Annotated in this window: 14 protein-coding genes, 1 tRNA gene and 2 pseudogenes; 9 read left to right on the forward strand and 8 right to left on the reverse strand. The window is 65.7% G+C overall.

The features are described 5' to 3' along the window. Positions 1-45: 45 nt before the first annotated feature. Together C7W88_RS04860 and C7W88_RS04865 are read right to left on the reverse strand one after the other, a co-directional pair. Positions 46-909, reverse strand: a complete 864-nt coding sequence (locus tag C7W88_RS04860) for a site-specific integrase (protein WP_118072709.1) — start codon at positions 907-909, stop codon at positions 46-48. Beyond that, entirely contained in the window at positions 846-1,325 is a 480-nt protein-coding gene (locus tag C7W88_RS04865; protein ID WP_118072710.1) for an Arm DNA-binding domain-containing protein, read from the reverse strand. The genes C7W88_RS04860 and C7W88_RS04865 overlap by 64 nt, the downstream gene beginning before the upstream one ends. A gap of 296 nt (positions 1,326-1,621) precedes the next feature. On the opposite strand from C7W88_RS04865, the gene C7W88_RS04870 reads away from it, so the two are divergent. Continuing rightward, entirely contained in the window at positions 1,622-1,882 is a 261-nt protein-coding gene (locus C7W88_RS04870) for a hypothetical protein (protein ID WP_162895914.1), read from the forward strand. 66 nt (positions 1,883-1,948) lie between these two features. Then, positions 1,949-4,168, forward strand: coding sequence for a catalase/peroxidase HPI (katG, locus tag C7W88_RS04875; RefSeq protein WP_370073189.1), 2,220 nt, complete (start codon positions 1,949-1,951; stop codon positions 4,166-4,168). A gap of 51 nt (positions 4,169-4,219) precedes the next feature. Here katG and C7W88_RS04880 read toward each other — a convergent pair. Both C7W88_RS04880 and C7W88_RS04885 read right to left on the reverse strand, forming a co-directional pair. Further along, positions 4,220-5,181, reverse strand: a pseudogene (locus C7W88_RS04880) (bile acid:sodium symporter family protein). 139 nt (positions 5,182-5,320) lie between these two features. Beyond that, positions 5,321-5,397: transfer RNA gene (locus tag C7W88_RS04885), tRNA-Arg, on the reverse strand. 104 nt (positions 5,398-5,501) lie between these two features. On the opposite strand from C7W88_RS04885, the gene C7W88_RS04890 reads away from it, so the two are divergent. Next, on the forward strand, positions 5,502-5,915 hold the full coding sequence (locus C7W88_RS04890) for a hypothetical protein (protein ID WP_240344833.1): 414 nt from the start codon (positions 5,502-5,504) through the stop codon (positions 5,913-5,915). Here the strand turns inward: C7W88_RS04890 and C7W88_RS04895 are convergent, their stop codons facing one another. After that, positions 5,916-6,404: an MmcB family DNA repair protein gene (locus tag C7W88_RS04895; protein WP_118072712.1), complete on the reverse strand. Its 489-nt coding sequence runs from the start codon at positions 6,402-6,404 to the stop codon at positions 5,916-5,918. Between the two features lie 37 nt (positions 6,405-6,441). Continuing rightward, entirely contained in the window at positions 6,442-7,017 is a 576-nt protein-coding gene (locus C7W88_RS04900) for a TMEM165/GDT1 family protein (protein WP_118072713.1), read from the reverse strand. A 523-nt stretch (positions 7,018-7,540) separates the two neighbouring features. Here C7W88_RS04900 and C7W88_RS04905 point away from each other — a divergent pair. Further along, entirely contained in the window at positions 7,541-8,623 is a 1,083-nt protein-coding gene (locus tag C7W88_RS04905; RefSeq protein ID WP_162895915.1) for an alginate export family protein, read from the forward strand. On the opposite strand, the gene C7W88_RS04910 is transcribed toward C7W88_RS04905, so the two are convergent. Both C7W88_RS04910 and C7W88_RS04915 read right to left on the reverse strand, forming a co-directional pair. Continuing rightward, positions 8,596-8,784, reverse strand: a complete 189-nt coding sequence (locus C7W88_RS04910) for a DUF1289 domain-containing protein (RefSeq protein WP_118072715.1) — start codon at positions 8,782-8,784, stop codon at positions 8,596-8,598. The genes C7W88_RS04905 and C7W88_RS04910 overlap by 28 nt on opposite strands. After that, on the reverse strand, positions 8,781-10,007 hold the full coding sequence (locus tag C7W88_RS04915) for a M20/M25/M40 family metallo-hydrolase (RefSeq protein ID WP_118072716.1): 1,227 nt from the start codon (positions 10,005-10,007) through the stop codon (positions 8,781-8,783). The genes C7W88_RS04910 and C7W88_RS04915 overlap by 4 nt, the downstream gene beginning before the upstream one ends. Positions 10,008-10,419: 412 nt before the next feature. Between C7W88_RS04915 and C7W88_RS04920 the strand changes: the two genes are divergently transcribed. The 5 genes and pseudogenes from C7W88_RS04920 to C7W88_RS04940 all read left to right on the forward strand — a co-directional run bounded on the left by C7W88_RS04920 (position 10,420) and on the right by C7W88_RS04940 (position 15,309). Beyond that, positions 10,420-11,952: a DEAD/DEAH box helicase gene (locus tag C7W88_RS04920; RefSeq protein ID WP_118072717.1), complete on the forward strand. Its 1,533-nt coding sequence runs from the start codon at positions 10,420-10,422 to the stop codon at positions 11,950-11,952. Positions 11,953-12,024: 72 nt separating this feature from the next. Continuing rightward, positions 12,025-12,735, forward strand: a complete 711-nt coding sequence (locus C7W88_RS04925; RefSeq protein ID WP_118072718.1) for a sterol desaturase family protein — start codon at positions 12,025-12,027, stop codon at positions 12,733-12,735. Further along, positions 12,732-13,160: a DUF2141 domain-containing protein gene (locus tag C7W88_RS04930; RefSeq protein ID WP_118072719.1), complete on the forward strand. Its 429-nt coding sequence runs from the start codon at positions 12,732-12,734 to the stop codon at positions 13,158-13,160. Before C7W88_RS04925 ends, C7W88_RS04930 begins: the two co-directional genes overlap by 4 nt. Then, a complete protein-coding gene (locus C7W88_RS04935; protein ID WP_118072720.1) occupies positions 13,160-14,419 on the forward strand; it encodes an MFS transporter in 1,260 nt (419 codons plus the stop codon). Before C7W88_RS04930 ends, C7W88_RS04935 begins: the two co-directional genes overlap by 1 nt. An 18-nt stretch (positions 14,420-14,437) precedes the next feature. Continuing rightward, positions 14,438-15,309, forward strand: a pseudogene (locus tag C7W88_RS04940) (CoA ester lyase). Positions 15,310-15,386: the final 77 nt, after the last annotated feature.

Here is a 15,386-nt window from a genome sequence, read left to right on the forward strand (position 1 = left end):
GGAACGCCTCGGGCTGATACATCGGCTCGGGCTGTGGCTCCCCGCTCATTTCAACACACCCATGATGTGCGCGCCGTAGGCTTCGAGCGCGGCACGCTTCTCGTCCAGATAGTCGTGCTTGTTGTAGGTGCGCTGCAAGCCCGGCTTGGCGTGGCCCAGCACCGCGTCGCGCACCTCCTGATTGAAGCCCAGCCGCGCAAGCCGGGTTTCGCAGGTGCGCCGGAAGTCGTGGACGACGAACGGGGGCAGCGTCGCCTCAGGGTCCTTCCGGGCCTTCCGCAGATGCTTCAAGGCGAGCTCGTCCAGCCGGGCCTTCGCTTTCGACCATCCCGACACCGGCCGCTTGCCCGCCGTGGTTGAGAACAGGAACAGCTCGCCATCGGGCGTGGCGTCCTCGTCATCGTCGCTCACCCAGGTCGGCAAGCCAGCGGCGAAGTCCCACGCGGGCCCGGTGAGGGGGACGATATGGCCGCGACGGCTCTTGAACGGCTCCATCGGGATCGCCAGCCACCGCTCTGCCGCGTCCAGTTCGCGCCGCTGGGCATCGCCCCAATCGCTCTTGCGCTGCCCGGTCAGGATGAGGAGCTGGAACAGCCGCCCGAACGGGTAGGCCATCTCGTCGGCGGCCGCCCACACGGCGCGCAGCTCCTCGTCGGTCAGGGCGCGCTCGCTCACCTGCAAGGTCAGGTCGCGCCGTTTCATGCCTGCCATCGGGGAGGCGGCGACGAGCGACTTTTCGGCCGCGTAATTCATCAGCCGGGACATCATCTTGCGGACCTCGCGGGCGGTGCCGTGGCGGTCGGTGGCAACAAGGTCGTCCAGCAGCTTGTGAATGTCGGCTTGGCTCACGTCTGCGATCGGACGGTTGCCCAAGGTGGGCCAGACGTAATCGCGCAGCACCTGCTCCATCCGGGCCACGTCTCCACCTGCTTCTTCGCCAGCTCCACCATGCGCTTCGACACGGCCTCAACGCTATTGGTGTGGCGCAGCAGGTTGGCCTCCCGGCGCTCCGGGCGCGGGTCCTTGCCTTCCAGTGCCTGCCGGATGATGCGCCCGGCTTCCTCGCGCGCCGCTGCCACGCCAATCGCCGGGTACTGCCCGATGGTGATGCGCTTCTGGCTGCCCTTGAGCGGGCGGCCGGTCGGGCTCACCCCGCGCTCGCCTGGCACCTTGTAGATGACCGACCACGACTTCACGCCCGTCTCGCCAATGCGGAGTACGAGCCCACGCTGGACCGCATCCCCAATCTCGCGACGGCCGCCGCGCGGTGCGGACAGCCGCGCCACACCCTCCTCGGTGAATGCCTTTTTGACCCCTCGTGCCATAGTTGCCTCCTAGCCGGGGAGCATCGGGGGAGCAGAATTGGACAGGTTTCCCCGGAACCGGCTGGAACGACTAGTGCCTCGAAAATCCAGCATGAGCAAGCACTTGGCGTCTCACAAAGTTTCCGCATGGAACTCGTCGGGCCGCTTGGGCATCCCCTTGCCAAGGTTGGGGTCGAGGGTTCGAATCCCTTCGCCCGCTCCAGTTTCTCACTTCATCACATTGCTGAGTTCGGGGTCAAAGTATCCCTTCGGGGAACCCTCGCGTCGATATGTGTCTTCGCGACAGGCCCAGCATCTTGCCGGTGATCACGGCGTCGGATGGGAGGGTGTGGGCCCCGGCCTGCGCCGGGGCGACGATTCTTGCTGGACGCTTCACCGGCCTCTGGCTCGCAGTCCTTGGGCCGGCCGACCGGCTGCTCACCTTTTGGGTCAACCCGGCGAAGGCCGGGATCCAATGGCTTCCCTTCTTCCTTGGTCAGCAATCGGATTTATTGCTCGATTGCTACAAGATGAACGACTCTGCCGATAACTGTGATAGGACTAACCCGTTGGTCTGAGGATTTTGAGTGACTTATCCGATTGCCAGCCCGTTATCGTGCGGGGCAACAGGAGGAGAGAAGCTCATGCAGATCAGCAGGATCGCGCTGGCTGTCGTGCTGGCGGCCACTGCGCCGCTCGGCAGCGCGGCAATGGCCGAAACCGTCACCCCCACCAGCGAACCCGCGGCCAAGGAATGGTACCCTCGCACTCTGGACCTGACCGCGCTGCGGCAGAATGAGGCGACCAAGGCCAATCCCTATGGCCCCGACTTTGATTATGCCAAGGAGTTCGCATCGCTCGACCTCGACGCGGTGAAGGCCGACATCCGCAAGGTGCTGACAACGCCGCAGCCGTGGTGGCCGGCGGACTATGGCCACTACGGCCCGTTCTTTATCCGCATGGCCTGGCACAGCGCGGGGACTTATCGCACCGGAGACGGGCGTGGTGGATCGGACGGCGGCGAGTTGCGCTTCGAGCCGCTCAATTCGTGGCCGGACAACGTCAACCTCGACAAGGCCCGCCGGCTCGTCTGGCCGATCAAGCAGAAGTACGGGCGCAAGCTTTCTTGGGGCGACCTGATGATCCTCACCGGCAATGTCGCCATGGAGGACATGGGCTTCAAGACGCTCGGCTTTGCCGGTGGCCGTGTCGATGCCTGGCAGCCCGATCTGGTGTTCTGGGGCCCCGAGACCAAGCTGCTCGACGACAAGCGGCGCGATGGCAAGGGCAACCTCAAGGGGCCATTGGGCGCGACGCAGATGGGCCTGATCTATGTGAACCCCGAAGGTCCGAACGGGGTGCCTGATCCTCTGGCGGCTGCGGCGGACATCCGCCGCGCCTTTGGCGCCATGGCGATGACCGATGAGGAGACAGCGGCGCTGATCGCCGGTGGCCACACTTTCGGCAAGGCACACGGCGCGCATAAGCCGGAGGAATGCGTCGGCAACGATCCCGGGCAGGGGAAGATCGAACAGCAGGGTCTTGGCTGGGCCAACAAGTGCGGCAAGGGCAATGCCGAGGACACCGTGACCAGCGGGCTTGAAGGCGCATGGTCGGCCAATCCGATTGCCTTCACCACGCAATACCTCGACAACCTCTATGGCTTCGAATGGGTCAAGACCAAGAGCCCGGCGGGCGCGACGCAGTGGATCCCGAAGGACCCGGCAGCAGCCAATCTGGTGCCAGACGCACACCGTCCTGACGTGCGCCATGCGCCGATCATGTTCACCACCGACATCGCGATGCGCGAGGACCCCGGCTTCCGCAAGATCACGCTGGGCTGGAAGAAGAACCCGCAGGCCTTCAGCGATGCCTTTGCCCGCGCATGGTTCAAGCTGACCCACCGCGACATGGGTCCGCAGGCGCGCTATCTCGGCAAGGATGCGCCGAAGGTGACGATGACCTGGCAGGACCCGCTGCCAAAGGCCAGCTACGCGCCCGTCGATGCGGCTGACGTCGCGGCGCTGAAGGGTTCGATCCTGTCGTCGGGCCTGACCACGGCAGAGCTGGTGCGCGCGGCGTGGGCCTCGGCCTCGACCTTCCGCGCCACCGACATGCGCGGCGGGGCCAATGGCGCGCGCGTGCGGCTTGCTCCGCAGAAGGACTGGGCGGTCAACGATCCGGCGGAGCTGGCCAAGGTGACGGCCAAGCTCGAGGAAATCCGCCTGGGCTTCAACAAGGCGGCGAAGGGCGGCAAGCAGGTAAGCCTGGCCGACCTGATCGTGCTGGGCGGCAATGCCGCGATCGAGCAGGCGGCCAAGGTGGCGGGCCAAGATGTGAGCGTACCGTTCACGCCAGGCCGCGTCGATGCGACGCAGGCGCAGACCGAAGTCGAATCTTTCAACTACCTCCAGCCCAAGGCCGATGCCTTCCGCAACTACTATGCGGCGGATTCGTTCTATGGGCCGACCGAGGCGCTGGTCGACAAGGCCGACATGCTTGGCCTCACCGTGCCCGAGACGACCGTGCTGCTGGGCGGCATGCGCGCGCTCGGCGCGAATGCGGGTGGATCGAAGGCGGGCGTGTTCACCGACCGGCCGGGCACGCTGAGCAACGACTTCTTCGTCAACCTGCTGTCGATGGACACGGTCTGGGCGAAGTCGGCGACGCCGGGGCTCTATGAGGGCAAGGACCGGGCGAGCGGTACGCCCAAGTGGACGGCGACGCCTGTCGACCTCGTGTTCGGCTCGAACTCCGAACTGCGCGCGGTGGCCGAGGTCTATGCCTCGGACGATGCCAAGGCCAAGTTCGTGACCGACTTCGTGGCGGCATGGACCAAGGTCATGAACGCCGACCGTTTCTGATCGGGTCGGCATTCAAGGCGGCGGCGGAGCTTCAGGCTTCGCCGCCGTTTGCTATTCCAAGACACCTTGGGCCAAGCGCGGTGCGATGAGGGCGCAGGCGATGAGCTGCAGCTGATGGAACACCATCACGGGCAGCAGCACGATGCCGACCGAAGCCGCCGGGAACAACACGCCCGCCATCGGCACGCCAGAGGCCAGGCTCTTCTTCGAGCCGCAGAACAGCAGGACAATGGCATCCTCGCGCGGGAGCTTCATCGCCTTGGCGGTCTGCCAGGTGGCGGCCAGGACCAGCGCCAGCATGACGAGGCAGACCAGCGTCAGCACGAGCAGGCTGACGGGCGCAACGCGCTGCCACAGTCCCTCGACAACGGCTGCGCCGAACGCAGCATAGACGACGAGCAGGATCGATCCGCGATCGACTTTGCCGAGCAAGGTTTTGTGACGGGCGATGAAGCCGCCAATCCACGGACGCAGCAGGTGCCCTGCCACGAAGGGAAGCAGCAGCTGCAGCACGATGGTTTCGGCAGAAGCCCAGGAAAACCCGCCCGTTGCCCCGCCCATCAGCACGGCAACAAGCGCAGGCGTGGCGAAAATCCCGGCGAAGTTCGAGAACGACGCGGCACAGACTGCGGCGGCCACATTGCCGCGCGCGATGGCGGTAAAGGCAATGGAGGACTGTACCGTGGACGGCAGCAGGGCGAGGAAAAGCAGGCCCGCGCCGAACTCGACCGGGAGAAACGGCAGGGCGCGAGCGGCAAGCCCAAGAAGCGGAAACAGCACGAAAGTCGTCGCCAGCACGGCAAGGTGCAATCTCCAGTTGCGGGCCCCTCCCAGATCGCCTCACGCGACAGCTTGGCACCGTGGAGAAAGAACAGCAGCACGATCCCCGCATCCGCCGCACCATCCACCAGCGGTACGAATGCGCCACGCGCCGGCAGCAGACTGGCGAGGACGACTGTTGCGACAAGGGCAAGCAGGAAGGGATCGAGCAGGGAGGCGACGCGCCGGAACATGCAAAGGACCTGCTTCAACGAAAGGGGTGCCGACCTCTTGGGCGCTCACGACAATGTGTCAAGGCAGAGGGTGCTGGCGTCCGACGCGAGGACCTGAGCTTTCGCGCGCGCAGCCGACGATCATCACAGCGAATGGTAATGGCGCACCCGACAGGATTCGAACCTGTGGCCTTTGCCTTCGGAGGGCAACGCTCTATCCAGCTGAGCTACGGGTGCAGGGCCGAGACGGCACCTAGCAGCGCCTTGGCGGGCATGCCAGCGATTTTGTGTTCCAGTTGCGCTTAGCAATTTGGGAACCGGTTGCGGGCTACGCCGAAGCCATGAACGGGGTTTCGACGTCATCAGGTGATTCGCGCGCTGCGCCGCCGCAGGCGGGCCGGGCCGAATTTGGCCATGCCGCTGGCAACGCCATGTCGATGAAGTGGTCGGCACTGCACGATGCCGCGGCCGTGGTCTGTACCCTGGCGGGACTGCAGCAGGAAATGCGCAAGCCCGAAGTGCGCAACTTCCCGGCGATCATGCGTGATACCGGCGGATGGCGCTATGATCTGGCCAAGCAGGGTGTGGACGATCTCGCCGCGATCATGGAGCCGGGACTGGCGGCCTTGCTCGCAGTTTCGGCGCGCGGGCAAACCCCCGGCCCGGCCGCAACCGCGCTTTGGCATGAATTCCTGGCATCCCGCGCCGCCTTGCTGGCGCTGGTGCCGCCTCTGGGAATAAAGCGGCGGGCCTGATCAACCGCCCCATGCGGCGCATTGGGGATCAATGCCGACTAGCTGGCGGCGCAGCGAGGCGCGCGCGAGCCGCTCCACTTCGGCCTTGCGGCGCGCAGCAGCCAGCGGAATGGTGGGAGCCGGGCGCAGTATCTCGGCATCATAGCCATCGGCGACGATCACCCCGCAGGCATGGGGCAGGAAGTCCTCGGTTTCGAGCACGGCACGGTCAAGATGGGGGGCAAGACCCCAGTAGAACCGGTCGCAGTGATCGAGGTAATCGGTCCACTTGCCATCGCCGAGCAGGTCCGCGCGCGAAACTTTGATCTCCACGATCACGACCTGCCCCTTGGCATCGATGCCCATGAGATCAGCGCGCCTGCCCGAACGCAGCGGCATTTCGGGCAGGCACCAGATGTCGTTGCGGGCGAACAGGCGGCAGATGCCGCGCGCGACCGCGCGGGCTTCGCGTTCGATCACATCCGAGGCGGTAGCGGCTGATTCGATCATGCCGGCACTTTAGAACAAATACCGAACACGTAAAGGCTTAGAAGATGCCGAGGGTCTGGACGAACAGCCAAACACCCGTGGCAACGAGCAGCGCAGCGGCAATCATCCGGACGACATCCAGAGGCACGCGCTTAATCAGTTCGTTTCCGAAGAACACCGCAGGCACGTTGGCAAGCATCATGCCGAGCGTGGTCCCGGCCGTGACGGCAAGGGCATCGTTGAAGCGCGCACCCAGCGCGATCGTGGCGATCTGCGTCTTGTCGCCCATCTCGACGATGAAGAACGCGACCAGCGTGGTGAGGAAGGCGCCAAAGCGCGAGGGCTTGGGCGCTTCGTCCTCGTCCATCTTGTCGGGCACCAGCGTCCACAGACCCATGGCGACAAAACCAATGGCGACGGCGAAGCGGAACCACTGGCCATCAAGGTAGGCCGCAGCAGTCGCACCGAGCAGTGCGGCGAGGAAATGGTTGGCGAGGGTTGCGACAAGGATGCCGAGCACGATCGGCAGCGGGCGCTTGAACCGCGTGGCAAGGATGATCGCCAGCAACTGCGTCTTGTCGCCAACCTCGGCGAGGGCGACTATCGCGGTGGAGGTGGTGAGAGCTTCGAACATCAGCAATTCCGGGGCCGGGCGGAGCGATCAGGCCAACGACAGCGTTCCCCTCCGCCCGGCCCGGACGATGGGTTCGCTGTCATTGGTCTCGCCCGGTGGACAAAAAGCCCTGCCGCCTACGCCATGGCCTCTCGACCAAGCATGTTGACGCTGAGGGCCGCGGAACGCGGTGGCTACTCCCCAAGTGACGTGGGGTGCCGTTAGCGGCCTATGGCGCCGCGTGCAAGTGCGGGCTATGGCGCGGGCAATGCGCCAGCCGACAACGGAGGCGCCAGTGGAAACCCATCGTGAAACGAACTGCTGCCGTCGCCATTGCCTGTTGCCTGGCGCTTCCCGCGCGAGCGGAGGAAGACCCGTGGACTTTGTCAGCCTCGACCCGGCTGCGGGTGGAATCGATCGGTGGGCAGTTCAGGCCCCTCCCCGCGCCTGCAACAGACACCATGATTTCGCTGCGGACCGAGCTTGCCGCCAGCTATGATGCCGGGCCGGTGTGGTTCAATGCCGAGATGTGGGATGCGCGAACGTGGGGCAGGACGCGCGCTCTTCCGCCAATGCCGGCGAGGTCAACGCGTTCGAACTGGTGCAGGCGAACGTGGCGGTGAAGCTTTCGGGCAAGAGCACGCTGACATTGGGGCGCTATACGCTTGATCTCGGCAACCGGCGCATGGTGGCGCGCCAGCGGTTTCGGAATACGACCAATGCCTTCACCGGGGCGCATCTCGCGCTGGACGGGGGCAAGGGGCGCAAACTCGACCTGATGTTCGCGCTGCCGCACCAGCGCCTGCCCGATGACGCCGCGAGCATCCGCAACGACAAGGTGCAGTGGGACCGCGAGAACTTCGACGTGATGTTCTTCGGCGCGCATGGAACCCTGCCGCAAGTGCTGGGTGGGACGCTGCAGCCCTATGCCTTCGCCCTGATCGAGCGCGACGGCGCGAAGCTGGCGACAGCGAACCGGCGGATCGGCACCGTGGGGGCGCGGCACTTCATCAAGGCGAAGGCGGGCGAGTGGGACCACGATATCGAAGGCGCGGTGCAGTTCGGCAAGGCACGGCGGACTGCGAGTGGGGCGGACGTGACCGACCTCGATGTGTACGCGTGGTTCCTCCACGCCGATGCGGGATACACTTTCCCGACTGGCTGGAGCCCGCGCTTGGTGGCGATGTTCGATGCCGCGAGTGGCGACAAGGGCGACCCGCGCAAGTTCACCCGATTCGACACGCTCTATTCGGCGCGCCGCTTCGAGTTCGGCCCGAACGGCCTCTATGGGCCATTCCGGCGGAGCAATATCGTTTCGCCGTCACTCCGAGTGGAAGTGACGCCGTCGAAACGGACCGATGCTTTCGTGGCGTGGCGAACCGCCTGGGCCGAGAACCGGCGCGACCAGTTTGCCGCGACCGGCGTGCGCGATGCCAGCGGCAGTTCCGGAAGCCTTGGCGGGCACCAGATCGAAGGGCGCGTGCGCCACTGGATCGTGCCGGGTTTGCTGCAGGTGGATGGCGGGGCCGCGGTGCTGTTCAAGCGGGGTCTGCTGCGCGACGCGCCTAATGCGCCGCCGACAGGGAACACCACCTACGGCTATGTGGACCTGATGCTGACGCTCTGACGGGCGGCGAGATCGCGCAGGATCGCATGCTTCTCAGGCGCCGTGGCGGTGAACCATGCGGTGATTTCGTCGAGCGTGCGCTCGCAGCCGCGGCAGACGCTGGTGACCCGGTCAACTTCGCAGACGCCGGTGCAGGGACTGGGCGGGTGGGCCTCGCTCACCGCGTGGACTTCTCTGCCGAGAGACGGGTCATCAGCAGAGCAGCGCGCTTGGCCTGGGTCCAGATGCTGGGCACGTCGACCGTTTCGCCCGGCGCGTGATCGCCGGTCGAGTGCGGGCCGAGGCCGACCAGGCCATCGACGTATGCGGCAACGAAGCTGATGTCGCCCGCCCCGCGCTTCATCGGATCGAGCGGCTGCATCTGCGGCAGGTCGAGCGCCGTATTCACCTGATTGAGCTTGCCGAGCAGCGCCTTGTTGCCTTCGGTCGGGGCCATCGGCGGATAGCCTTCGCTGAAGGTGATCTTCGCCGAGGTCACGCCCGGATAATTGCGCGCGACGATCCATTCCATCTTGCGCATGGCGGCGGCGTTCTGTTCGGGACTGAGGGTGCGCAGATCGCCGCGCGCCACGGCTTTGCCAGCGATGATGTTGGTCTTGCCCTGTGCCGAGACATGGGCATTGTCTTCGGCCACGTCCGCCTCGGCCCCGCCGGCGATCAGGCCGACATTCAGAGTAAGGTAGGGTTCGGGCAGTTCGGTGCGAAAGGCGTCGACGATCTTCGCTGCTGCATAGATTGCGCCGTCGCCCGCGTTTGCGCCCCACACGCCGCTGGAGTGGCCAGACTTCGCCTCTATAACCAGCGTCCAGCTTTGCGAGGAACGCCGGGCGATCGATCCCATGTCCCTGCCGTTCTCGCGTGACAGGCCTTCGAAATCGAGCGCGACGTCGGCAGCCTTGGCGGCAGCGACGAGATCGGCGCGAGCGACTTCGGTGGGAGAGCCAGCTTCTTCCTCGTCACCGGTGAGGAACACTTCGATGTTGGCGCTCTTCAGCGTGCCGGCGGCATGCATGGCCCGAACGGCGGCGAGGATCACGGCGATGCCGCCCTTGTCGTCACCCACGCCGGGGCCGGTGGCTTTATCACCATTCAGGACATAGGTCTGGAACGGGGAGTCCGGCTCGAACACGGTATCGAGGTGGCCGATCAGCAGGAGTTTCTTCACACCCCTGCGCCCCTTGTGGGTGAGGACAAGGTGTCCGGCGCGCCCGGTCTGTTCCATCGGGATCCAGCGCGAGGTGAAGCCCAGCGCGGTGAATTCGGGCACGACGATATCGCGCACCTTGCGCACGCCCTCGAGATTACGGCTGCCCGAGTTCTGATTGACCAGCGTTTCGAGGAACTTAAGCGTGCGCGCCTGTTCGGCATCGACGGTGGTGGCCATCTTCGCCTCGGCCCCTTTGGCGCGGCTTGCGCGGTGCCAGCGCCGAGCACAAGAGCAGCCATCAGACCAGACGTGAAACGCATCGACCCACTCCTTTGGCCGTCACGTTGGCGGTGCAGGAGGCGGCATGCAACCGCCTTTTGCCCGAATTTCCTTGCTTTATCGCGCGCTCGTGCCTATGTGCGCCGCAGCAAGACCGGTGGTGGACCATTCCGCTGCAGTCCGGATGCTGGCGTGAGATTTCGCTGAAATGGCAGAAATCCGCTCCGGACGAACGGTTGTTGCCCCGCCCGCTTCCCCTTTCACGCATGGGTCGCACGATCGACCCCGCTCGTGCCGTCTTGGCGCGTGCGCACAAGCGAACACCCTCGCGCGTCGGCCCTTTTGCCGATGCGCCGACGAAAGCATATTCATGTCCTTTTTTGCTGAACTCGGCCTTGCCGAACCCATTCTCCGCGCCCTCGAAACCAAGGGCTACAACGATCCCACCCCGATCCAGCGCCAGGCGATCCCGGCCCTGCTGCAGGGCCGCGACCTGCTCGGCATCGCGCAGACCGGCACCGGCAAGACCGCCGCGTTCTCGCTGCCTTCGCTGCACCGCCTTGCTGCCAACCCGCAACCGCGCAAGCCGGCCTCGTGCCGCATGCTGGTGCTTTCCCCGACGCGCGAGCTGGCCGCCCAGATCGCCGACAACATGAAGGGCTATGCCCGCTACCTCAACATGTCGGTGGACTGCGTGTTCGGCGGCGTGCCGGTGGGCAAGCAGGCCCGCCGGCTGGTTCCGGGGGTCGACATTCTCGTCGCCACGCCGGGCCGCCTGCTCGACCTGATCGACCAGCGCGCGCTGACGCTCTCGCGTACCGAAATCTTCGTGCTCGACGAGGCTGACCAGATGATGGACCTCGGCTTCATCCATGCGCTGAAGCGCGTGGCCAACCTGCTGCCCAAGACGCGCCAGAGCCTGTTCTTCTCGGCAACGATGCCCAAGGCGATCGAGGACCTCGGCAAGCAGTTCATCGTCAATCCGGTGCGCGTCGAAGTTGCCCCGAACTCGACCACGGCCGAGCGCGTCGAACAGTACGTGACGTTCATCAACCAGGCCGAGAAGCAGGCCCTGCTGACGCTGCGCATCCGTGCGCTGCTGGCATCCAAGGAGCTTGACCGCGCGCTGGTGTTCACCCGCACCAAGCACGGCGCCGACCGCGTGGTGCGCCACCTGACTTCAGCCGGGATCGACGCCCGTGCGATCCATGGCAACAAGAGCCAGGCGCAGCGCACCGCTGCTCTGGAAGCGTTCCGGCAGGGTTCGTGCCCGGTGCTCGTCGCCACCGACATCGCCGCGCGCGGCATCGACGTTTCGGGCGTCAGCCACGTGTTCAACTTCGAACTGCCCAACGTGCCGGAACAGTACGTCCACCGCATCGGCCGCACCGCGCGTGCCGGGGCTGACGGCATCGCCATCAGCTTCTGCGCGCCGGACGAAAAGCCCTACCTCAAGGACATCGAGAAGCTGACCCGGGTCAAGATCGACACGATGGGCCTGCCCGAGAACTTCATGGCCGAAGCCGCCAGGCTGCCGGCGCCGAGCCGCAAGCCTGCGGAAATGGAGCAGGATGCTCGCCGTGACGCGCGCGATGCACGCGGCAATGGTGGTCGCGGCAGCCAAGGTCAGGGCCGTGGTGGCGAAGGACGTGGTGGCCAGCGCCGCGACAGCCAGGCCCACGGCGGCCGCGCGCAAGGTCGCGACGGTCGTCCGCGCGACGTCTCGCCGCGTCAGGAGCGTCGTGATGGCGGCGCTGCCGATCGCGGGCCGGTGCGCAATCCGGTGCTCGAAGCCACGCTCAACGGTGGCGAGCGCGAGGACGCTGGCAAGCCGCGCCGCTTCCGTCCGCGCGGTGCGCCGGGCGTCGGCGCGCACAAGCACAAGGTTCGCCGCGCGAGCTGATCTGCGAAAGGTTCGGCCCTGCCCCAAGGCAGGGCTGTCCTCCCGCCCAAAACCTTGGCATAGAGCCGTGCGATGGACAGCGTTCTAGCCTCGGCGATTGCCATGACCGTGATCGTCGCGGTGCGCTACCTGATCACCAGCGGCATGTTCGCCTGGGCGACGCACAAGGTGCGGCCCGGCCACTACGCCGGGCTCGACAGGCAAATTCGTTCGGAAATCACCTGGAGCCTCGCCACCGCCGCCATCTATGGCGTGCCGGCAGGCGTGGTCGCCTGGGGCTGGCAGCAGCGCGGCTGGACGAAGATCTACACCGATCCGCTGGCCTATCCGCTGTGGTGGATGCCGGTCTCGCTGCTACTCTACCTCTTCATCCATGACACCTGGTTCTACTGGACCCACCGCTGGATGCATCGCCCGGCGGTGTTCAGGCAGGTCCACGCGATCCATCACGCCAGCCGCCCGCCGACGGCATGGGCCGCCATGAACTTCCATCCCATAGAGGCGGCGATCGTCTCGCTGCTGATCCCGGCGCTGGTCTTCGTGATCCCGATCCATGCCGGGATGCTCGGACTGGTGCTGCTGGTGATGACCGTGATGGGCGTGACCAATCACATGGGCTGGGAGATGTTCCCCCGCTGGCTCGTTCATTCTGGCGCAGGGAACTGGCTGATAACGGCGAGCCACCACCATCGTCACCACGAACTCTACCGCTGCAACTACGGTCTCTATTTCCGTTTCTGGGATCGGCTGTGCGGCACAGACAAGGGACTGTCCGCACCATGAAGCGCATCGCATTCCTGCTGCCCCTCCTCCTCGCCGGAAACGCTCCCGCGCCGACCAGCGTCACGGTCGACATCAACGGACTGCGCAATGCCAAGGGCATGATCTGGCTGTGCATGAGCGCAAATCCCAAACTGTTTCCGGAAGGATGCGACAAGGACCCCAACCGCCGCACCGCTTCGATCCGGGCCGACCAGCCCGGCCCCCTGGTGATCCGCGACGTGATGCCGGGGCGATATGCCATCGTTCTCCTGCATGACGAGAACGGGAACAAGAAGATGGACAAGACGCTGTTCCTGCCGAAGGAAGGCTTCGGCTTCTCGCGCGATGCGCCGGTCAAGATGTCGGCGCCCAAGTTCGAGGCAGCCGCCTTTGACGTAACCGGCGGTGCACCCGTCCGCATGAAGATGAAGGTCCGATACCTGTAGTGCCAGCCGCTTCTGCCAAGCCTGCCAATCGAAGTTCCCTGGCGCCGTTCCGCTACCCCGCATTTCGGGCAATCTGGACGGCCAACCTGTTCTCCAACATCGGCTCGATGATCCAGTCGGTGGGCGCGGCATGGCTGATGACCGAGCTGACCACCAGCCACGTGCTGGTGGCGCTGGTTCAGGCCTCGGCGACGATCCCGATCCTGCTGCTGGGCGTGTTCGCCGGTGCCATTGCCGACAACTACGACCGCCGCCGCGTGATGCTGGCGGCGCAGACGGGCATGCTGGTCGTGTCCTCGGTGCTGGCCGTGCTCGCCTATACCGGCAATGTCGGGCCATTATCCCTGCTGGCGCTGACGCTGATGGTGGGCATGGGCACGGCGCTGAACGGGCCGGCCTGGCAGGCATCGGTACGGCTCCAGGTCGGGCGCGAGGATCTGCCGCAGGCGATCTCGCTCAACGCGATCTCGTTCAACCTGGCGCGGAGCGTTGGGCCTGCATTGGGCGGGATATTGATCTCGCTGTGGGATACCAGCCTCGCTTTCGCGCTGAACGCGGTTAGCTATCTTGGCATGATCGTGGTGCTGTCGCGCTGGCGGCCCGAATCGCTGCCGCCGATGCGCGAACCGATGCTTGCTGCGATCGGCCGGGGTGTCCGCTTCTGCGCGTCGTCTTCCCCGATCCGCAAAGTCCTGCTGCGTGGCCTCGCCATCGGCTTTGGCGCGGCAGGCCTGCAGGCGCTGATGCCAAGTGTGGCGCGCGACATGCTCAAGGGCAGCGAGCTCGATTACGGCCTTATGCTGGGCGGCTTCGGCATCGGCTCGATCGTGACGGCGCTGTTCGTCTCGAAAGTGCGCCAGCGGCTCGGCAGCGAGACCGTGGTGACCGGCGCGACGCTGATCTTCGCCTGCGCGCAGGTGCTGATGGCTTCGGCGACGGGCATTCCGATGGCAGTCGTGGCCGCTTTCGTGGGCGGCATGGGCTGGGCCAGCGCGATGACCAGCCTTAACGTCGCGATGCAGCTCCGCAGTCCGGAAGACATTCTCGGCCGCTGCCTGTCGATCTACCAGGCGGTCACGTTCGGCGGGATGGCGCTGGGGGCATGGTGCTGGGGCACGGTGGCCGATCTCTCGAGCCTGCCGGCCGCACTTCATGCCGCTGCTGCATGGCTGGTGCTTTCGCTTGCCATGCACTTTTTTGCGCCTATGCCGACGCGCGAAGAGGGGCGGCTGGACGCTGTTCCTGCCGTGAAAAGCTGAAGACGGAAAGTTCTCGCGATGACCGACGCCCGCCCTTTGCGCTCGCTTCTCTACATGCCAGCCAGCAATGCTCGGGCGATGGCCAAGGCGCGCAGCCTTGATTGCGATGCCGTGTGCCTCGATCTGGAAGATGCGGTGGCGCCCGAAGCCAAGGCCGAAGCGCGCGCGGCGCTGGTCGCCGAAGTGCAGGCAGGCGGCTTCGGGCATCGCCGGCTGATCGCGCGGATCAACGGCCTGTCGACGCCTTGGGGGCATGACGATCTCGCAGCGCTGGCGCAGGCGCCGGTCGAGGCGGTGCTGGCCCCAAGGTGGACGATGCCGGCGATGTCCAGGCGCTTTCCGCAGCGATGGACGCGGCTGGATTTGCGCCCGAGGTCAGGCTGTGGGTGATGATCGAGACGCCGCGCGCCGTGCTGGCGCTGGAGCGGATTGCCGATTGCGCCGCAACCACGCGCCTTGCAGGCTTCGTGCTGGGGCTCAACGATCTCGCCAAGGATAGCGGCATCGTCCAGTTGCCGGGGCGCATGGCGTTCCTGCCGGTGCTGACCATGGCAGTGCTGGCGGCGCGGGCCAATGGCCTCGTGATCCTCGACGGGGTGTGCAACGCGATCGAGGATACCGCACGGCTCGAGGGCGAATGCGTGCAGGCGCGCGATTCGGGATTCGATGGAAAGACGCTGATCCATCCGGCGCAACTTGCCGTGTGCAACCGCATCTTTGCCCCGTCGGAGGGAGATATCGCCGAAGCGGAAGCAATCGTTGCGGCTTTTGCCGACCCTGCCAACGCCGGCAAGGGCGCCCTGCGGGTGAACGGGAAAATGGCGGAATTGCTGCATCTTGCGCAAAGCGAACGGCTGCTCGCCAAAGCTGCGGCCATCGCCGCGCGTTAACCTGACATAAGCTCCACTGGCGCAACTTAAGCACTTCTTCACGAAGTTGCGCCAGACCTGCATCCCATAAAGGGGAC

The organism is Novosphingobium sp. THN1 (assembly GCF_003454795.1).
Classification (GTDB): Bacteria; Pseudomonadota; Alphaproteobacteria; order Sphingomonadales; family Sphingomonadaceae; genus Novosphingobium.